This is a genomic window from Archangium violaceum (genome assembly GCF_016887565.1).
Lineage (GTDB): Bacteria > Myxococcota > Myxococcia > Myxococcales > Myxococcaceae > Archangium > Archangium violaceum_B.
This window is the reverse complement of record NZ_CP069396.1, coordinates 12,429,028-12,445,653: the sequence shown is the minus strand read 5'-3', so window position 1 is coordinate 12,445,653 and position 16,626 is coordinate 12,429,028. Positions and strand designations below refer to the sequence as shown.

Genomic DNA, 16,626 nt, shown 5'->3' with positions numbered 1-16,626 from the left:
AGGGACGCGGCAGTCTCGCCGCCTCCCGGGATGGATACCATTTCCCGACGAAGCCGGAGCCCGGGTTATTCGTGGGTGGGCTCAGGGTACGGGGATGTAGGCGGTTGGCGCGACATGGCGGCCCGCGGGGGGATCGCTATTCTGGATGGCATGGACCGGGATACGGATCGTCGGCGGCGCGAGCGCTATTTCGAGTTGCTACGCGCGCAGTCGCCGGCGGACCGGTTGCGCAAGGCGGGGATGTTGACGCAGGCGGTGCGGCAATTGGCGGAGGCGGGCATCCGGCAGAGCTTTCCCCAGGCGGACTCCACCGAGGTGAAGGTACGGCTGACCGTGCGCCTGTATGGCCGGGAGGTCGCACGCCGTCTCTTTGGCTCCCATCCGGCGCTGCTCCCGTGAGCGACCCCGACGTCATCCGCGTCGCCCTGGCGTGTGCGGAGGCCTTCGAGAAGGCCCAGGTGGGCTACTTCCTGGGGGGGAGCCTGGCGAGCTCGCTTCAAGGAGAGCCCCGGGCGACCAACGACATCGACTTCGTGGTGGATCTCCGGCTGCCGCAGTTGGAGCCCCTGGTGCGGGCCCTGGGTGAGGACTTCGACGTCGATGCGGAGTCGCTGCGGGAGGCGATTGTCCGGCGTGGCTCCTGGAACATCTTCCACCTGCCCTCGGTGACCAAGGTGGACCTCTTCCTGCTGGGGACGGGCGCGTTCGACGTGAGCGAGTTCTCGCGCCGCCGCCGGGTGGTGCTCACGGCGGAGGGCGGGGGGCTCTTCATCAAGAGTCCAGAGGACTCCGTGGTGCGCAAGCTGCTCTGGTTCCGCGAGGGTGGTGAGTCCTCTAGCACCCAGTGGCGGGACATCATCCAGATCCTTCGCCTGGCGGCGGGAGGTCTGGATATGTCCTACATCCATTCCTGGACGAAGAGTCTGGGGCTGGAGGGGTTGCTCGCCCGAGCGCTGAACGAGTCGGCATGACCGGAGAAGTCAGGTTCGTTGACGACCTGGGGTTCCCGGGCTACATCCGCCTCGGGCGGCCAGAGGGCCGCCGTTCTTTCCTGTTCCCCCTGGTTCTTCAAGGACCCCGAGATGGAATTCCGCATCGCCGCTGACGAGCTGAAGAGAGCCCTCAACCGCGCCCAGGGCGTCGTGGAGCGCAAGACGACGATGCCCATCCTGGCCAACGTGCTCGTCTCCGCGAGCAAGTCGGGGGTGACCGTCACGGCGTTCGATCTGGAGATCGGCATCGTCTCGGAGCACCCGGCCGAGGTCATGAAGACGGGCGCCGTCACGCTCAGCGCCAAGTACGTCTTCGACATCGTCCAGAACCTGCCGGACGCCCAGGTCACGCTCAAGAAGCTGGCCAACAACTACGTGGAGATCTCCTCCGGCTCGGCGCACTTCAAGATCGTCGGCACCGCCCCCGAGGAGTACCCGAAGCTGCCGCGCGAGGAGAACGCGCCGCTGGTGCAGGTGACGGGCAACACCCTGCTGGAGATGATCAAGAAGACGCAGTTCGCCATCTCCACGGACGAGACGCGCTACATCCTCAACGGCGTCTACTTCGAGCCGCAGGCGGGCGGCAAGGTGCGCATGGTGGCCACGGACGGCCACCGCCTCTCGCTCATCGAGCGCGAGCTGCAGGGCGACTTCAAGCTCAAGGGCGGCGTCATCATCCCGCGCAAGGGTTTGCTGGAGCTCAAGCGGCTGCTGGACGAGGCGCCGGATGCGGAGTGCCACCTGGGGTTCGCGGAGAACTCGGCGCTCTTCAAGAAGACGGGCCTGACGATGGTGATGCGGCTCATCGACGGCCAGTTCCCCGAGTACCAGCGCGTCATCCCCAAGGAGGGGGAGAAGGCGGTGCTGGTGCCCAAGACGCGGCTGCTCGAGGGCCTCAAGCGCATCGCGCTGCTGAGCGCCGACAAGAGCTACGCGGTGCGCATCGGCCTGGCGGAGAACCAGCTGCTCATCACCGCCAACAACCCGGACCTGGGCGAGGCCAAGGACGCGCTGGACATCGCGTACCGGGGCGCGGCCATCACCATCGGCTTCAACGCGCGCTACCTGATCGACGTGCTGACCGTGACGGACACGGAAGAGGTCGCCTTCGAGCTGGGTGACGAGCACAGCCCCGGCGTGCTGCACGCCCCGGGTGATCGCAGCTTCACGGCCGTGGTCATGCCGATGCGCGTCTGAGCCCGGCGGTCTCTCCCGTAGTCGAGTCATGTCGTCCTCCCAGACTCCCAGCGCGCCGGCGCCGAGCCCCCGGAACACGGGCCTGGACCGTGCGCGCGCCGTGGCCGTCATCGCCATGGTGATGGGCCACACGCTGGACGCGGTGCTCTCGGAGCAGGCGCGCGACGGCGTGGGGGTGATCGCCTACTGGTCCATGCGGGCCGTGACGGCGCCCCTGTTCCTCTTCGTGGCGGGGTGGGCCTTCGCCACCACCGTGCAGCGCACGGGCGCGCACGGCGCGAGCGTGCTGCGCCGGTACGTGCCCCGCGTGGCGCTGCTGCTTGGCTGGGGCTACCTGTTGCGTTGGCCCGGGTGGGGATTGCCGGCGCTGTTCGCCGGGGACCCCGGGGTGTGGAGGCACTTCCTCGCCTTCGATGCGTTGCACGGGGTGGCGGGGGCGTTGCTGCTGGGCGCCGGAGTGCTGGCGCTGCTGCCCGGCCGGACGGCGCGGATGGTGACGCTGCTGGGGCTCGCGGTGCTCTTCCCCCTGGTGAGCCCGGGGTTGCGCGCGGCGGTGGCGGCGGGCGGGTGGCCGCTGGCGCTGGAGCAGGCGCTGGTGGCCAGGACGTCCAACTTCCCGCTCTTCCCGTGGGCCTCCTACTTCTTCGTGGGCGGCCTCACCGGCCTGGCGCTCGCGGGGGTGAAGCGCGTCCCCCACTGGCTGTGCCTGATGGGCACGGGCACGGCGATGCTCGCGCTGATGGCGCTGTGGGGGGGAGATCCCAAGGTGAGCGACCCGACGCTGGTGCTATGGCGCGTGGGGTTGCTGTCCGTGGTGGCCGGGCTGGCCATGCTGCTGCCCTCGCGGCTCGACGGGATGATGGGCCCGGTGGGGCGCGCCTCCCTCTGGGTCTACGTCGTGCACCTGCCCATCGCCTACGGCTGGTCCACCTTCCAGGGCCTCGCCAGCCGGTTGGGGCATTCGCAGGACGTGCTGCCCGCGCTGGGCCTGGCGCTGTCGGTGCTGGCGGTGTCGTTGTTCATCGCACTGCCGGCGAAGAGGCTCTACGGCCGCTGGCGCCGCAAGGGCGGCACGCCGGAGCTGGCCGCCCGCGCGGTTGCCTCGGCGGCGGTTCTGCCGGAGCCGCCCGTCTCGGGATGATGGTAGGCTGGCCGCACGGCTGACATGACTTCGTATCGCATCGCCATGTTCGTGACCGCGGGCCTCGTCGCCTTGTGGGCGGGACGCGAGGCGCATGGCGGAGAGCCGCCGGGGCGCATCGGGTTCCGCAACTACGGCACGGATGCCGGCCTCGAGAACCACGACATCTCCTGGGTCGTCCAGGATCGCGAAGGCTTCGTGTGGGCCTGTGCCTCGGACGCCGTGTACCGCTTCGACGGCGCGCGCTTCGAGCGCTTCGGGCTGCAGGCCGGCCTGCCGTCGACGAGCGTGAGGGACATGACCCTCGACGCCGAGGGCCGGCTGCTCCTGGTGACGGTAGAGGGCGTCGTCCACTGGGACGGGGGCCGCTTCGCCGCCGTGCCGCTGCCGGGTGTCCCCTCTCCGGCCCTGAGTCTCCGCCTGGACCCCGGGAAGCGGATGTGGGTGGGGACCGAACAGGGCCTGTATGTGGAGGCGGGGCCGGGGCGCTTCCTCCCGGCGCCCGGGTGGCCCGGCGGACCGGCCCGTGTCCTCTGGATGGATGCCTCGGGCACGCTCCAGGTGGCCTCGGAAGGTCGCGTGCTGGGGCTCGATGCGCAGGCGCGGTGGTGGATCCGCGACCTCCCCGGGTTCATGCGCTCCGGTTCCGCGCTCGTGCGCGATGGGCTGGGCCGCCTGTGGCTGGGCGGTGACGGGTGGCTGGCCATGCAGCCCCGGGAGGGCGCACCCTTCGAGGACCGCTCCTCGCTCATCCGGGGGATGATGGGCGCGGGACGCAGGCTGCGCGTGGGGCATCGGGGACAGCTCCTGGTGCCGAACTATCGCGGCCTGCTCGTGGTGGAGGGTGAGCAGGCGGGGCTCCTCCGGTTGAGCCTCACGGAGCGGGCGGCGCGGATGCAGGACGTCCTGGAGGACCAGGAGGGAACGCTCTGGGTCGCCAGCCTGGGCGTGTCCCGCTCCCTGGGCCGTGGCCTGTGGTCCGTGCACGACGCCAACACCGGGCTCCCGTCGAGCATGATCTGGGGACTGACCCGCGGTCCCGATGGGACGCTGTGGGTGGGCACCGACAAGGGGCTCGCGCGTGGAATGGGGGGAGAGTGGAAGTCCATCCCCGGGCTGGAGGGCTACTCCCTCAAGGCGGTGAGCGTGGACCGGGAGGGCGCGGTGTGGACCGCGGGCAACCCGGCCGGGCTCCACCGCTACGAGCCCTGGAGCGGACGGCTGCGGACGTTCGGCGAGGCCGACGGCTTCCGGGCCAACTACACCTTCGACCTGGTCTGGGATGCGGATGGCTCCCTATGGGTGGCCACCTCCATGGGTCTGGTGAGAGGGGTGCGCACCGGCGAGACGTGGACCTTCTCGACGGTGCTGACCTCCACCCGGCAGCCGGCCTTCTGGGGCGTGGATCGGGATGGGGCCGGGCGGGTGTGGACCTCGGGGGATGGGCTCCACGTGCGCGAGGGCGGTGTGTTCCGGCGGCTGGGCACCGCCGAGGGGCTGCGGGATGACCGCCTGCGCTTCCTCCTGGTGCGGCGCGACGGCCGGGTGTGCGTGTCCTACGCGGAGCCGCTGGGCCTGAGCTGCTTCGGCTACCAGGACGGGCGCTTGGTGGAGGGCTTCCATCTGGACCGGAGCACGGGGCTGCACACGGGGGTCGTCTACCAGATTGGCGAGGACGCGGCGGGCCGGCTCTGGGCGGGGACGGGGGCGGGCATCCACGTCGTGGCGGAGGATGGAGGCGTCGAGCACTTCGGTGCGAGCGGGGGGGCTCCGGGCGACGACTTCAGCGGCAACTCCTTCCTGGCCGACGCCGACGGGACGGTGTGGGTGGGGACCTCGAATGGGCTCGGCCGTTTCGAGGGGGCCCGCTACACGGGCCCCGCCACGCCCCCGCGCGTGGTGCTGCTGGACACCACCCTGGGCTCGCGCACCTTCGCCCGGCCTCCGGCGGAGGGGCTCGAGACCGCTCACGACGAGGCGACGCTGGAGGTCCGGTTCGCCGACCTGGGCTCCATCGACGAGAGCAACGTGGAGCACGAGGTGCGCCTGGTGGGGCTGGACGACTGGCACGTCGCCCCGGGGCGCTCGGTGCGCTACAGCGCGTTGTCACCGGGCGGCTACCGCCTGGAGGTGCGCGCACGTAGCGGCGGGGGAGAATGGGGGCCCCTGGCCGGGCTCTCCCTGGTGGTGCACGCGCCGTGGTGGGCGTCCTGGTGGGCGAGGAGCCTGGGGGTGCTGCTGCTGGGGGCCGTCGTTGCGGGCGTGGTGCGCTGGAGGGGCCTGCGGCTGCAGCGCAGGAACGCCGAGCTGGTGCGTCTGGTGGAGGCCCGCACCGCCGAGCTCGACCGGGCGCGCGAGAAGATGGTGCAGGCGGAGAAGCTGTCGGCCATGGGGCAGCTGCTGGCGCGGCTCTCGCACGAAATCAACAACCCGCTCACGGCCATCCACAACAACCTGCCGCCGGTGCGCGAGTACTTCGAGCAGCTGTCCGAGGTGCTGCGGTGTTGCCGCGAGCTGCTCGCCGCCCACCCCGAGGGGGCCCGGGAGCTCGAGCGGCTGTGGCTGGAGAAGGAGCTCGACTTCGTGCTCCAGGACACGCCCGAGGCGCTGGAGGCGATGCGGTACGCCACCGAGCGCATCCGCTCCACGCAGGCGGACCTGGGGGCCTTCCTGCGCGGCGAGCGCCCGCGCCTGGAGTCCGGCGACCTCAACGAGGTGGTGAACGAGACGGTGGAGCTGCTCCGGCGCTCCCTGCCGCCCGGCGCGCGGCTGGAGGTGCGGTGCGGCGAGCTGCCCCGGTTCCTCCTTCACAAGGGCCAGCTGGGCCAGGTGGTGCTCAACCTGCTGCGCAATGCCCTGGATGCCGTGGGGGAGCAGGGCGAGGTGTGGGTGAGCACGGGCGTGCGGGATGGCATGGCCGAGCTCGTGGTGTCCGATGATGGCCCGGGCATCCCTCCGGAGCTGCGGGCGCGCATCTTCGAGCCCTTCTTCACCACGAAGGACGTGGGGAAGGGCTCGGGGTTGGGGCTGGCCATCTGCCGGCAGCTCGTCACGGAGAACCACGGGGGCACGCTCGAGCTGGATGCCTCCGTGGCGCGGGGCGCCTGCTTCCGGGTACGGCTGCCGCTCGTCCAGGACGGGCGCGAGGCCGCCTGACGGGTACACCGGCCGACCTCTCCCCACTCCTTGGGTTGATTGATTTCCAGGTCAATCCCGCGAAGTCATGAATTCGTCACTTGCCACGCGTAAATGGGGTACTTACCTACCGGTCAGTAACCTTTCCCCTTCCGCTCCGAGGACGCGTCATGACCGATGCGCTGATTCCTTCCGCACGCCCTGGTTTGTATGGCCTGGTGGCCGACTTCCCGCGAGAGGACCTCCTGCTCTCCTACCGGGAGTTCCTCGAGCGCCGCAACGGCACCATGGACTTCACCCGGGGCTTCTCCCGGCGCGAGGAGTGGATGCGCGAGGCGGCCACCTGGGATGCGCGGTACGAGGGGCCGGTGGATGGCGAGGCCTTCAACCGGGCCTACGAGAGCTTCGACGCGGTCAAGGAGCTGTCCCCGCCGCTGGTGGCGCTGCTGACGTTCGTGAAGGCGAACGCGGGCGAGGCCTACGGCGTGGAGGTGGTCAACCGCGTGCGCGGCAAGCGCCATCAGGACTCGCCGGACACCTTCCACCAGCTGGAGCGGACACTGGGCTACGAGGAGACGTACCACACGCGCATCCTCATCGGCGCCACGCGGCACTTCGGCGTGGAGGTGAAGGGCGCGTGGCGGCCACCGCTGCAACTGAAGATGTTGATCGGCACCCTGGCCTACGCGCCGGGCGTCCTCTTCCACCCCGTGCTGCTGGCCTCGGAGGTCGTCGGCGTCTTCGCCTTCCAGTGGATGCTCAAGCGGGTGGGGGAGATCTTCCGGGACCAGCCCGCCGTGCGCGAGTCCATGGAGCGGCGCCTCATCGAAATCCTGGTGGACGAGGTGGGCCACGTCGCCTTCAACCGGATGGCGGTGGGCCCCAAGGGGCTGGCCGTGGCGCGCCGCATGACGGGCGGAGTGCTGCGCGGGGTGGTGGGCAGCACCCCGGAGTACGGGGCGCTCGGGATGGACGAGCACGAGATGCGCAAGCTGGACACCTTCGAGCTGCATCACCTGCCCGCGGAGGTGCTGCGCCGCGCCTACTTCGTCTGACGGCGCGAGGCCGGACGCCCCGCTTTGGGACGCTCGGGACCCGGCTCGGTGAAGAGGTAGCGCTGGATGATGAGCACGACCTCGCTCAGCCACCGGTCTCTCCACTCCGCGTCGTCCGCCTCGGGCCAGGAGCCCACCTTGCGCAGCGCGAACGAGGTGAGCAACAGCGTGCCCACGTGCGCCACCGCGGCCTCGGGGTCCAACTCCGGGCGGACGCGCCCCTCCCGCTGCCCCTGGCGCAGCGCGTCCACCACGAGGCGCAGCCACGGCTCCATGCTCCGATGCAGGCGTGACACCTGCGTGGGGTCTCCGTCGAGGACCTCGCGCAGGATGACGCGCGCGGCGTCCGGCTCGGCGTCGAAGAACTCGCGCAGCTGCCCCATGGCCAGCGTCAGCCGCTCCTCCCCGTGGCCGGAGAAGGCGCCGAGCAGCAGCAACAGGTGCTGGTTGGAGCGCTCGACGATGGAGGAGACGATGGCCTCGTGCAGGGCCTCGCGCGAGGGGTAATGGTAGAGGAGCGCCTGCTTGCTGATGCCCACCGCCTGCGCCACGTCATTGACGGAGATGGCGCCGAAGCCCCGTTGGGCGATGAGGCGGGTGGCCTCCCGGCGGATCCGCTCGCGCAGCTCCGTCGTGGGAGCCCCGCCCGCGCGCGGCTTGCTTGCCTTCACTCTGTCCCCGCTCATGTCTTTGTGCCGCATGGATGGAGCCACCGGTCACTATCCCATGCTCTCGTTCTTCTCCCAGCCCTCATCTTCCAGGCAAGGGGCCAGAGGGGCGCCATTCTCCCCGCCACCTGGGCCCGTGGCCAACTCACATGGTAGGTTGGTCTCCTGGGGACGCGGCGTCGTTCCGCGTCTCGGGGAGTACGGAAGTCATGTCGTCGTATCGGATCACCGCGCTCCTGGCCGTGGGCCTCATGGCCCTGGTGGGCAGTGGTGCGAGAGGCGCGGAGCCTCCGGGGCGTGTCGGGTTCAGGAGCTACGGCGCGGAGGCGGGCATCGAGAACCCCGACCTGCTGTGGATCCTCCAGGATGGGGAAGGGTTCGTCTGGGCCGGTGCGCTGGACGCGGTGTACCGCTTCGACGGCACGCGGTTCGACCGCTTCGGGCTGGAGGCCGGTCTGCCGTCGGGGCCGGTGGAGGACGCGACGCTCGATGCCGAGGGGCGGCTGCTCCTGGTGACGCAGGGCGGCGTGGTTCGCTGGGAGGCGGGCCGCTTCGTCTCCCTGCCGATGCGGGGCGTCCCCTTGCCGGTGTGGTGCGTCCGCCTGGACTCCCGCGAGCGCATGTGGGTGGGGACCGGGCAGGGGCTGTACATGGAAGTTGAGCCGGGCCGCTTCCTCCCGGAGCCCGGGTGGCCGGGGGGGCCAGCCCACCAGCTCTGGGTGGATGCCTCGGGTGCGCTCCAGGTGGCCTCGGGCTCGCGCCTGCTGAGCCGTGGCCCGCAGGCGCGCTGGCTGGTCCGGGAAGCGGTGGGGCGTGGCAGTCCCATCCTCGCCCTCGCGCGCGATGGGGGCGGTCGCCTGTGGGTGAGCGGTGACAGGTGGCTGGTCATGCAGCCCCGGGACGGCGCGCCTTTCGAGGATCGCTCCGCGCTGCTCGAGGGCGCGCGGGGCTCGGGACGCCGCCTGCGGGTGGGGCGCCGGGGGCAGCTGCTGGTGCCCACCTATCGCGGCGTCCTCGAAGTGGAGGGCGAGCGCGCGGGCTACCTGCGGTTGGACCTGTCGGAGCTGGGCGCGCGGACGCGGGACGTCCTGGAGGATGAGGCGGGCGTGCTCTGGCTCGCCAGTCAGGGCATGCACCGCGCCCTGGGCCGGGGCCTGTGGACGGTGCACGACACCACCACCGGGCTGCCCTCGAATCTCATCTGGGGAATGGCCCGGGGTTCCGACGGGACGTTGTGGGTGGGGACCGACAGCGGGCTGGTGCGCGGCACGCCCGAGGGGTGGGTGCCCATCCCGGAGCTGAGCGGCCATGCGCTCAAGGCCGTGGCGGTGGATGGCGACGGCGTGGTGTGGGCCTCGGGCAATCCGGGCGGGCTCCACCGCTACGAGCCCTGGAGCGGAAGGCTGCGGACGTTCGACGCGGCGAGCGGTTTTCCGGCGCGCTCCACCTATGGGATGACGCTGGAGCCCGACGGCACCCTGTGGACGGTGGGCACCTCCGGCCTGGTGCGCGGGGAGCGCTCGGGCGAGACGTGGTCCTTCGAGACGGTGCTGCCCGCCAACGAGCGGACCGTCTTCTTCGGCGTGACACGGGATGGGGCGGGCCGGTTGTGGGCCGCGGGTGACGGGCTGCACGTGCGCGAGGGAGGCGCGTTCCGCCGGCTGGGCACCGCCGAGGGCCTGCGGGACAACCATGTGCGCTACCTGCTGGCCCGGCGGGATGGACGGGTGTGTGTGTCCTATTTCCAGCCGCTGGGCCTGAGCTGCTTCACCTACCGGGACGGGCAGCTGGCCGACATGGTCCACCTGAGCCGGGGCATGGGGCTCAACAACGGCGTCGTCTACCAGATTGGCGAGGACGCGGCGGGCCGGCTCTGGGTGGGGACGGCCGCCGGGGTGGACGTCCTGGACGACGGTGGGAAGGTCGAGCACCACAGTGCGAGCGGGGGCCTGCCGGGGGATGACTGCAACGGCAACTCCTTCCTGGCGGAAGCCGACGGGACGGTGTGGGTGGGGACCTCGAACGGGCTCGGGCGCTTCGAGGGAGCGCGGTACACGGGCCCGGCCGCGCCGCCGCGCGTGGCGCTGCTGGAGACGACCCTGGGCCAGCGCGTGTTCGACCGGCCGCCGGTGAAGGGGCTCGAGGCCTGGCACGACGAGGCGACGCTGGAGATCCGGTTCGCGGACCTGGGCTTCGTCGACGAATTCCAGGTGGAGCACCAGGTGCGGCTAGTGGGGCTGGAGGACTGGCACGCCTTCCGGGGCCACTCGGTGCGCTACAGCGCGCTGGCGCCGGGCAGCTACCGCTTCGAGGCGCGCGCGCGCAATGGCCGGGGCGAGTGGGGTCCGGTGGCGGGGGTGGCCCTCCTGGTGCACCCGCCGTGGTGGGCGTCCTGGTGGGCGAGGAGCCTGGGGGTGCTGGTGCTGGGGGCCGCCGTGGCGGGCGTGGTGCGCTGGAGGGGTCTGCGGCTGCAGCGCAGGAACGCGGAGCTGGTGCGGCTGGTGGAGGCCCGTACCACGGAGCTCGACCAGGCACGCGAGAAGGTGGTGCAGGCGGAGAAGCTGTCGGCCATGGGGCAGCTGCTGGCCCGGCTGTCCCATGAAATCAACAACCCGCTCACGGCCATCCACAACAACCTGCCGCCGGTGCGCGAGTACTTCGAGCTGCTGTCCGAGGCGCTGAGGCGCTGCCGCGCGCGGCTCGAGACCCACCCCGAGGAGGTGGAGGAGCTCGATCGGATGTGGCGGGAGCTGGACCTGGACTACGCGCTCCAGGACACGCCCGAGGCGTTGGATGCCATGAGGTACGCCACCGAGCGCATCCGCTCCACGCAGGCGGACCTGCGGGCCTTCCTGCGAGGCGAGCGCCCGCGCCTGGAGTCCGGGGACCTCAACGAGGTGGTGAACGAGACGGTGGAGCTGGTCCGGCGCTCACAGCCAGGGGGCGCGAGGGTGGTGGTCCACTATGGCGAGGTGCCCCGGTTCTTCTTCCACCGGGGGCAGCTGGGCCAGGTGGTGCTCAACCTGCTGCGCAACGCCCTGGACGCCATGGGGGTGCAGGGCGAGGCGCGGGTGAGCACGGGCGTGCGGGACGGCATGGCCGAGCTCGTGGTGTCCGATGATGGTCCCGGCATCCCTCCGGAGCTGCGGGCGCGCATCTTCGAGCCCTTCTTCACCACGAAGGAGGTGGGGACGGGGCTGGGGCTGGCCATCTGCCGGCAGCTCATCACGGAGAACCACGGGGGCACGTTCGAACTGGACGACTCCGTGCCGCGAGGGGCCTGCTTCCGGGTGAGGCTGCCGCTCGCCCAGTCCGCGGACAAGGCGGCCTGAGGGCACGCGCCTTCGCGCCCCTCAAGGGGTGGAGGCGCGTTCCACCGGGGGCACGTTGCGTCCCTCGCCGAAGCCCAGCACCCACCACTCGGGGGCCTGTGGGCCACGCTCCGCGAGCGCGCGCTTGAGCTCCTCCACCGGCTCCGTCTCCGCGTCATCCGCGAGCATGAAGGTGCCGAAGTGCATGGGGACGCTGTAGCGCGCGCCCAGGTCCACGCTGGCCTGGAGGGCCTCGCGGGGTGACACGTGCACGGGAGACATGAACCATTCGGGCTTGTAGGCGCCGATGGGGAGCACCGCCAGGCGCATGGGGCCGAAGCGCTCGCGGGCCTCGGCGAACTGCCGTCCCCAGCCGGTGTCTCCCGCGAAGTACGTGGTGCCGTGCGGACCGCGGAAGACGTAGCCCGTCCACAGCGTCCCGTCGCGGTCGAACAGGCCCCGGTTGGAGAAGTGCTGGGTGCGCGCGCTCACCAGGGTGACTTCGGGACTCAGCGGGAACTCCTGCCACCAGTCCACCTCGGTGACGTGGCGCAGACCCTTGCCTTCGAGGAAGGCGCGGTTGCCCAGGCCCGCGAAGAGGCGCACGTCGGGGAACTTCTCCTGGAGCCGGCGCAGGGTGGCCACGTCCATGTGGTCGTAGTGGTTGTGGCTGAGCACCACCACGTCGATGGGGGGCAGGTCCTCGAAGCGGATGCCCGGAGGACGCACGCGCTTGGGGCCGGCGAAGGACACCGGACTGCAGCGCTCGCTGTAGATGGGGTCGGTGAGGATGTTGAGCCCGTCGAGCTGCAGCAGCACCGTGGCGTGGTTGATGAGCGTCACGCGCAGGTCGCCGGGGCCCACGCGCTGGGGCGGAGGCGGACCGGGCAGCTCCTCGTGCCAGTCCGCCCAGGGGCCCTGCTTCTTGTTCAGCTGCCACTTCAAGACGCTTTGCCGCTCGCGAGGCTCCAGGTTGATGAAGCGCTCGCCGTCGAAGTGGTCGCTCCGGGGGCCCTTCCAGGTGGGCGCGGAGAAGATGCAGCCGCCGATGCCCACTCCGCCCAGGGCGAGCACGAGCACCACGGACAGGAGCGTGAGGCCACGGCGCAGCAGCTGTCTGGCCAGGGAGACCGTTTTCATTCAGCCCAGATAACGCTCCGACAATCCCTTCACCAGGGCGGAGTAGGTGCGCAGGGCGGCCTCGGGCTCGCGGCGCTGGACGTGCTCGACGGCCGTGCGGACGGTCGCGTAGACGTCCTCCCAGATGTGGCGCGCGTCGGCCCGGTGGTGGATCCGCTCCACGATGCGGGGCGCGAGGGCGTAGTACTCCTGGATGAGCCCGGGGCCCCCGGGGAGCTGGCGCAGATACCCGTCGCGGAACCCGCGCAGCACCTGGAGCTCCTCGCAGTCATCGGGCAGTCCGCGCGCCTGCACGCAGGCGGTGGTCAGGAAGCAGTGGCCCTTGCGCCGCTCCTCCTCGAGCCGCGTCTGCATCACGTCCTCGGCCTGGACCTTCAGCACGCCGAGGCTCGCGTCTGGCGTACCCAGGGGGACATAGGCTGTCTTCGGATCGGCCTGGCTGACCTTCTTGGTGATGTACGCGCCCCTGTTCGCGTAGAGATTGCTGGTCTCTCGCTTCACATAGCGCTCGGTCACGATGCTGCTGAGGTTGGGGTGGAGGGCGGAGAGGAATCCATAACACCCCGCGTAGTTCGGCATCTGGTCGATCACGTCCAGTTGCTGATGGAGATTGTTGTGGTTGGCCTGGAGCCAGGCCTTGTCCATCAGCATGGTGCTGAAGATCTCCGGATTGGAGATGCCATCCTCGAAGGGGTTGAAGGTCGGGATGGGCCCGGGACCCCGGTCGAGCAGGGCATCCCAGAAGCCCTGGTTGCCCTCGGGAGCGCTCATGGGCCAGTCCGAAGCCACGAGCTGGATGCCTCCCGTGTTGATCTCGATGAGCAGCTGGCGGGGCGTGTGGTTCCACCCTTTGGGCGCCACGTTCTTGACGTCCTGGGTGAAGCCGTTGCTCATGATGTGGAAGAGGACGTACCACTGGATGCGGTGCGTGTACTCGCCGTGCAGGTAGCCCGCGCCCACGTCCTTGAAGAGCATTCCCTTGCCGCCGTACTGCCCGAACTCCTCGGCGGTCAGGAACCGCATGTAGATGGGCGCGCAGGGATTGAGTCCGCAGTACTGCTCGGCGTTCTTCAGCACCGTCGTCAGGGCCTTCTTCTTCGTCCCGTTCTGCTGGATGAACTGGCTGACCTCGGCCTCGAGTTGTTTCAACGCCGCGTAGAAGCCACCCGACATGATGTGCCGGATCTGGATGCAGTCATCCAACAGCCGCTTCTTCTTGGGGTAGCGGTTCCGCACTGCTTCCAGTTTGACCTGGGCCATGCCGATTCTCCTCGAAGCGCCGGACGCTGCGGCGGCGGAGGAGTTTGCCGCAACTTCCTTGGACTTTCAATGAAGGCGGGTTTTGCTGGATTCCATGAAATGGGCCGGGAACACCGCGTGCGGGGATTTCGTCTGACCCGTGTTTGGTCCGGATTGCGGAACGGCGACGCTGGATGGCACCGAGGTGCAGCTGCTCGACCACCGCAGGCCGGGCCTGGGCCGGGACGTATTCTGTCGCTCCCCCTCCGGCGGCCTCCGGGTCGCGACCTTCACTACCGAAAGGCGTTGACGATGTCGGCTCCCGCGACGGAGAAGTCGAGAATGGCTGTCCCAGGCTTCGACTCGGGCCGCTTGCGGAGCTGATTCTCGCTGAGCCGGGCCACCGCGCAGATGGGGATCTTCTCGCTCTCCGGCGGGTGGGCCTCGTAGTACCGGATGACGACCTGTGGCCCGGCGGTCCAGACCTGCCCATACAGCCGTGTGGTTGTTTCGAGCGGGCCGAGATCCTCCTTGAGGATGCTCTCGATGGGCCCGTCATAGAGCGTGATGGGCCTCGACTTGATCTGGTTCGCGTCGAGCTCCACCCACGCGGAGTCCCCGACGTGCAGCTTCATATAGCGCATCGCCTTCTTGGCTTCCTCCGGGCACTCCTGTGGACCCGGGGTTCCATCCGGACGCAACGCCACTCCGCCACTGGTCGTGATGCAGCCAGAGGACGTCATGAGCAGGACGATGGTGCCGAACAAGAACGCTTGGGTCGTGGGCATGTCGGGTACTCCTACTTTCGAATGAGCTTATGATCCAGCGTGACGGTCACCTGCTGCATCCCGTCCTCGCGGTATATCTCCAAGAACAAGTCAACGAGGCCCTCCTTCGACTCGAAGGCGCTCTTGTCCGCCACCACCGCGATTGTTCCTGATTGACCCTGGACGATCATGGTCCGGTTCATGCGAAGCGCGAAGGGCCGGGTCGTGTCGGCGGTACGAGGGGAGGTCAGCCGAGCATCCCTGAACTTCCACGGCCTTTCGTTGTACGTGTTGGTCAGGTGGATGACGGCTGCGGTCTTTCCTGGCCCCGAATAGGCCTCGATGGTGATGTCCATGTCCTCGTTCTTCAGGACCATCTTTCGCTCCTTCCGGAAGGGCGTCTTCTCTTGCTCTCCATTGATGAGGAGCGTGGCCCAGGCGTGGTCGACCGACTTCTCTTCCTTCTTGAGCCGCTCGTTCTCCTCTTTGAGCCTCTCTTCTCTCTTGAGTGCGGCGTGAAGGGTGGAGAGCACCGCGTTGAAGCTCTCGCGGTTCTTGAACACGTTCACCTGTTGGTCCGTCCACCCCCACTCCTCACTGCGTGGTGGGCTCACGAGGAACGGAATCTCGGTTCCGTCCACGAGCGTCACGAGCAGGGGAATCCGTTCGTCCTTGCCGAGGTCACGGATCGGTTCCAGCACCACCTTCCTGCCTCCCACGAGCGGGGGCTCGAACCGGCCCTCCCAGCCCAGGAGCTTCGTCCTGGCCGGATCGCAGTCCTGTTCGAAGCGGAGGACGGTGGCCACCTGACCGGACACGTAGATGTTGTGCGTCGCCCCGGCGGGATGGTCCGTGAGCAGGAGTGTCCTGACCTCGCGCCTTGCATCGGGAGCCCCGGCCATCGCCGCGGAGGCGAGGAAGAGCAGGAACAGGACAGAAGACAGGGTGGGGCGCGGGGTTCGCATGGGTGCTCTCAGGTCCCGGCCACGGAATGCAGCACCTGGCGGTGGTAGTTGGTGCTGCCCGTGTGTGAGCAGAAGCGCTCGGCCAGGTTGCCGAGCCTGCGGGTCAGTGCCTCGTACTCGGTCCGGCTCACGTCCCTCAGCGACAGATACAAGCGCGCCGCCCCTTGCAGGTACGAGAAGAGCGGGTGGTGGTCCTCCGCGTCCGGATACCGGCGGAGCTTGCGGTAGATCCGCTCGAACTCGGCATCCGTTTCGGGCTGGCCCATCGACGTGCAGTAGATGAGCGCCGTCGACTGCAGCAGGACCATGAAGGATTCATGCTGCGGGACCGTCCTTAGCAGGAAGGGCGACACCTCCGCGGTCGTCCAGAGCTGGGTGATGGGCGCGAGCCTCACATGGGCCGTCGTCCATGACTCGTCCATCACCTGAACCTCTTCGCCCAGCGGTATCGGCTGCCCCTGGGGCCCGAACTCGATGGTCACCTGGAGCAACTCGGGCCGGTCCAGCTCGAGCCCCAGCCGCTCCAACTCTTGCCTCACTCTCAAGTCCATCACGTTACCTCCGAAGTCGAGGTGAGGATGCTACTTTTCCCGTAGGATGTCGAGAATCCCCTGCGGCGCGTGCGTCCGGGTGGATCGCCGCGGACCTTGTCGAGGCAGCGCACCGGATGTGTAGTGTGAGACGCGTTACAGCGAAGTGGAGGCGGCGGGAATCGAAGCCGCGAAGGGCGGCTCCGCCCTCCCTCAGGACCGGAGGCACATCCCCGTTTTCCCTCTGAAAATGGGGCGCCCATCTGTCCCGGCGAGTCCAGGCGCGTCCGTTCGGTTTGGTCCTTTTGTTGGTCCCCTTGGGCCCCTCGCCGGGCGAGAGCGGCGAGCCCTCTGCCCCTGAATCCAGCTTCTGGCGCTGATGCCCTGGCCTGCTACCGCCCAGCCCTGGGGGCCCCCACCGGCCCAAGTTACCTACCGGGCCCCTGGCGGCCCCCACAAGGCCCGAGATGCCCGCCGTGGCTGACG

Annotated in this window: 13 protein-coding genes; 7 read left to right on the top strand and 6 right to left on the bottom strand. The window is 69.5% G+C overall.

Annotation, left to right across the window (positions count from 1 at the left end):
* Positions 1 to 150 precede the first annotated feature (150 nt).
* From JRI60_RS49730 to JRI60_RS49705, 6 genes are all read left to right on the top strand, one after another.
* Positions 151 to 399: a hypothetical protein gene (locus JRI60_RS49730; RefSeq protein WP_204223164.1), complete on the top strand. Its 249-nt coding sequence runs from the start codon at positions 151 to 153 to the stop codon at positions 397 to 399.
* Positions 396 to 971, top strand: coding sequence for a hypothetical protein (locus tag JRI60_RS49725; protein WP_204223163.1), 576 nt, complete (start codon positions 396 to 398; stop codon positions 969 to 971). Before JRI60_RS49730 ends, JRI60_RS49725 begins: the two co-directional genes overlap by 4 nt.
* A 111-nt stretch (positions 972 to 1,082) precedes the next feature.
* Positions 1,083 to 2,189, top strand: a complete 1,107-nt coding sequence (dnaN, locus tag JRI60_RS49720; protein ID WP_204223162.1) for a DNA polymerase III subunit beta — start codon at positions 1,083 to 1,085, stop codon at positions 2,187 to 2,189.
* Between the two features lie 28 nt (positions 2,190 to 2,217).
* Entirely contained in the window at positions 2,218 to 3,330 is a 1,113-nt protein-coding gene (locus tag JRI60_RS49715) for an acyltransferase family protein (protein ID WP_204223161.1), read from the top strand.
* Between the two features lie 24 nt (positions 3,331 to 3,354).
* Positions 3,355 to 6,486, top strand: coding sequence for a sensor histidine kinase (locus JRI60_RS49710; protein ID WP_204223160.1), 3,132 nt, complete (start codon positions 3,355 to 3,357; stop codon positions 6,484 to 6,486).
* Between the two features lie 149 nt (positions 6,487 to 6,635).
* On the top strand, positions 6,636 to 7,520 hold the full coding sequence (locus tag JRI60_RS49705; protein ID WP_204223159.1) for a hypothetical protein: 885 nt from the start codon (positions 6,636 to 6,638) through the stop codon (positions 7,518 to 7,520).
* On the opposite strand, the gene JRI60_RS49700 is transcribed toward JRI60_RS49705, so the two are convergent.
* Positions 7,508 to 8,191 (bottom strand): TetR/AcrR family transcriptional regulator, encoded by a 684-nt coding sequence (locus tag JRI60_RS49700; protein WP_204223158.1) that lies wholly within the window; start codon positions 8,189 to 8,191, stop codon positions 7,508 to 7,510. The two genes, JRI60_RS49705 and JRI60_RS49700, sit on opposite strands and share 13 nt — an antisense overlap.
* Positions 8,192 to 8,397: 206 nt before the next feature.
* Between JRI60_RS49700 and JRI60_RS49695 the strand changes: the two genes are divergently transcribed.
* The gene (locus JRI60_RS49695; RefSeq protein WP_204223157.1) at positions 8,398 to 11,520 is read left to right on the top strand and encodes a sensor histidine kinase; all 3,123 of its coding nucleotides are present in this window, start codon (positions 8,398 to 8,400) and stop codon (positions 11,518 to 11,520) included.
* 21 nt (positions 11,521 to 11,541) lie between these two features.
* On the opposite strand, the gene JRI60_RS49690 is transcribed toward JRI60_RS49695, so the two are convergent.
* The 5 genes from JRI60_RS49690 to JRI60_RS49670 all read right to left on the bottom strand — a co-directional run bounded on the left by JRI60_RS49690 (position 11,542) and on the right by JRI60_RS49670 (position 16,155).
* Positions 11,542 to 12,639: an MBL fold metallo-hydrolase gene (locus tag JRI60_RS49690; protein WP_204223156.1), complete on the bottom strand. Its 1,098-nt coding sequence runs from the start codon at positions 12,637 to 12,639 to the stop codon at positions 11,542 to 11,544.
* Positions 12,640 to 13,899 (bottom strand): LirA/MavJ family T4SS effector, encoded by a 1,260-nt coding sequence (locus JRI60_RS49685; protein WP_204223155.1) that lies wholly within the window; start codon positions 13,897 to 13,899, stop codon positions 12,640 to 12,642.
* A gap of 272 nt (positions 13,900 to 14,171) precedes the next feature.
* Positions 14,172 to 14,666, bottom strand: a complete 495-nt coding sequence (locus tag JRI60_RS49680; protein WP_204223154.1) for a serine/threonine protein kinase — start codon at positions 14,664 to 14,666, stop codon at positions 14,172 to 14,174.
* A gap of 11 nt (positions 14,667 to 14,677) precedes the next feature.
* Entirely contained in the window at positions 14,678 to 15,547 is an 870-nt protein-coding gene (locus JRI60_RS49675; RefSeq protein ID WP_239470928.1) for a DUF2381 family protein, read from the bottom strand.
* Between the two features lie 71 nt (positions 15,548 to 15,618).
* A complete protein-coding gene (locus tag JRI60_RS49670) occupies positions 15,619 to 16,155 on the bottom strand; it encodes a hypothetical protein (RefSeq protein ID WP_430384354.1) in 537 nt (178 codons plus the stop codon).
* Positions 16,156 to 16,626: the final 471 nt, after the last annotated feature.

Coding starts and splice junctions, on each gene's coding strand:
- JRI60_RS49710 (WP_204223160.1), top strand. CDS start 3,355: ATGACTTCGTATCGCATCGCCATGTTCGTGACCGCGGGCCTCGTCGCC.
- JRI60_RS49715 (WP_204223161.1), top strand. CDS start 2,218: ATGTCGTCCTCCCAGACTCCCAGCGCGCCGGCGCCGAGCCCCCGGAAC.
- JRI60_RS49680 (WP_204223154.1), bottom strand. CDS start 14,666: ATGCCCACGACCCAAGCGTTCTTGTTCGGCACCATCGTCCTGCTCATG.
- dnaN (WP_204223162.1), top strand. CDS start 1,083: ATGGAATTCCGCATCGCCGCTGACGAGCTGAAGAGAGCCCTCAACCGC.
- JRI60_RS49685 (WP_204223155.1), bottom strand. CDS start 13,899: ATGGCCCAGGTCAAACTGGAAGCAGTGCGGAACCGCTACCCCAAGAAG.
- JRI60_RS49675 (WP_239470928.1), bottom strand. CDS start 15,547: ATGGCCGGGGCTCCCGATGCAAGGCGCGAGGTCAGGACACTCCTGCTC.
- JRI60_RS49705 (WP_204223159.1), top strand. CDS start 6,636: ATGACCGATGCGCTGATTCCTTCCGCACGCCCTGGTTTGTATGGCCTG.
- JRI60_RS49730 (WP_204223164.1), top strand. CDS start 151: ATGGACCGGGATACGGATCGTCGGCGGCGCGAGCGCTATTTCGAGTTG.
- JRI60_RS49690 (WP_204223156.1), bottom strand. CDS start 12,639: ATGAAAACGGTCTCCCTGGCCAGACAGCTGCTGCGCCGTGGCCTCACG.
- JRI60_RS49695 (WP_204223157.1), top strand. CDS start 8,398: ATGTCGTCGTATCGGATCACCGCGCTCCTGGCCGTGGGCCTCATGGCC.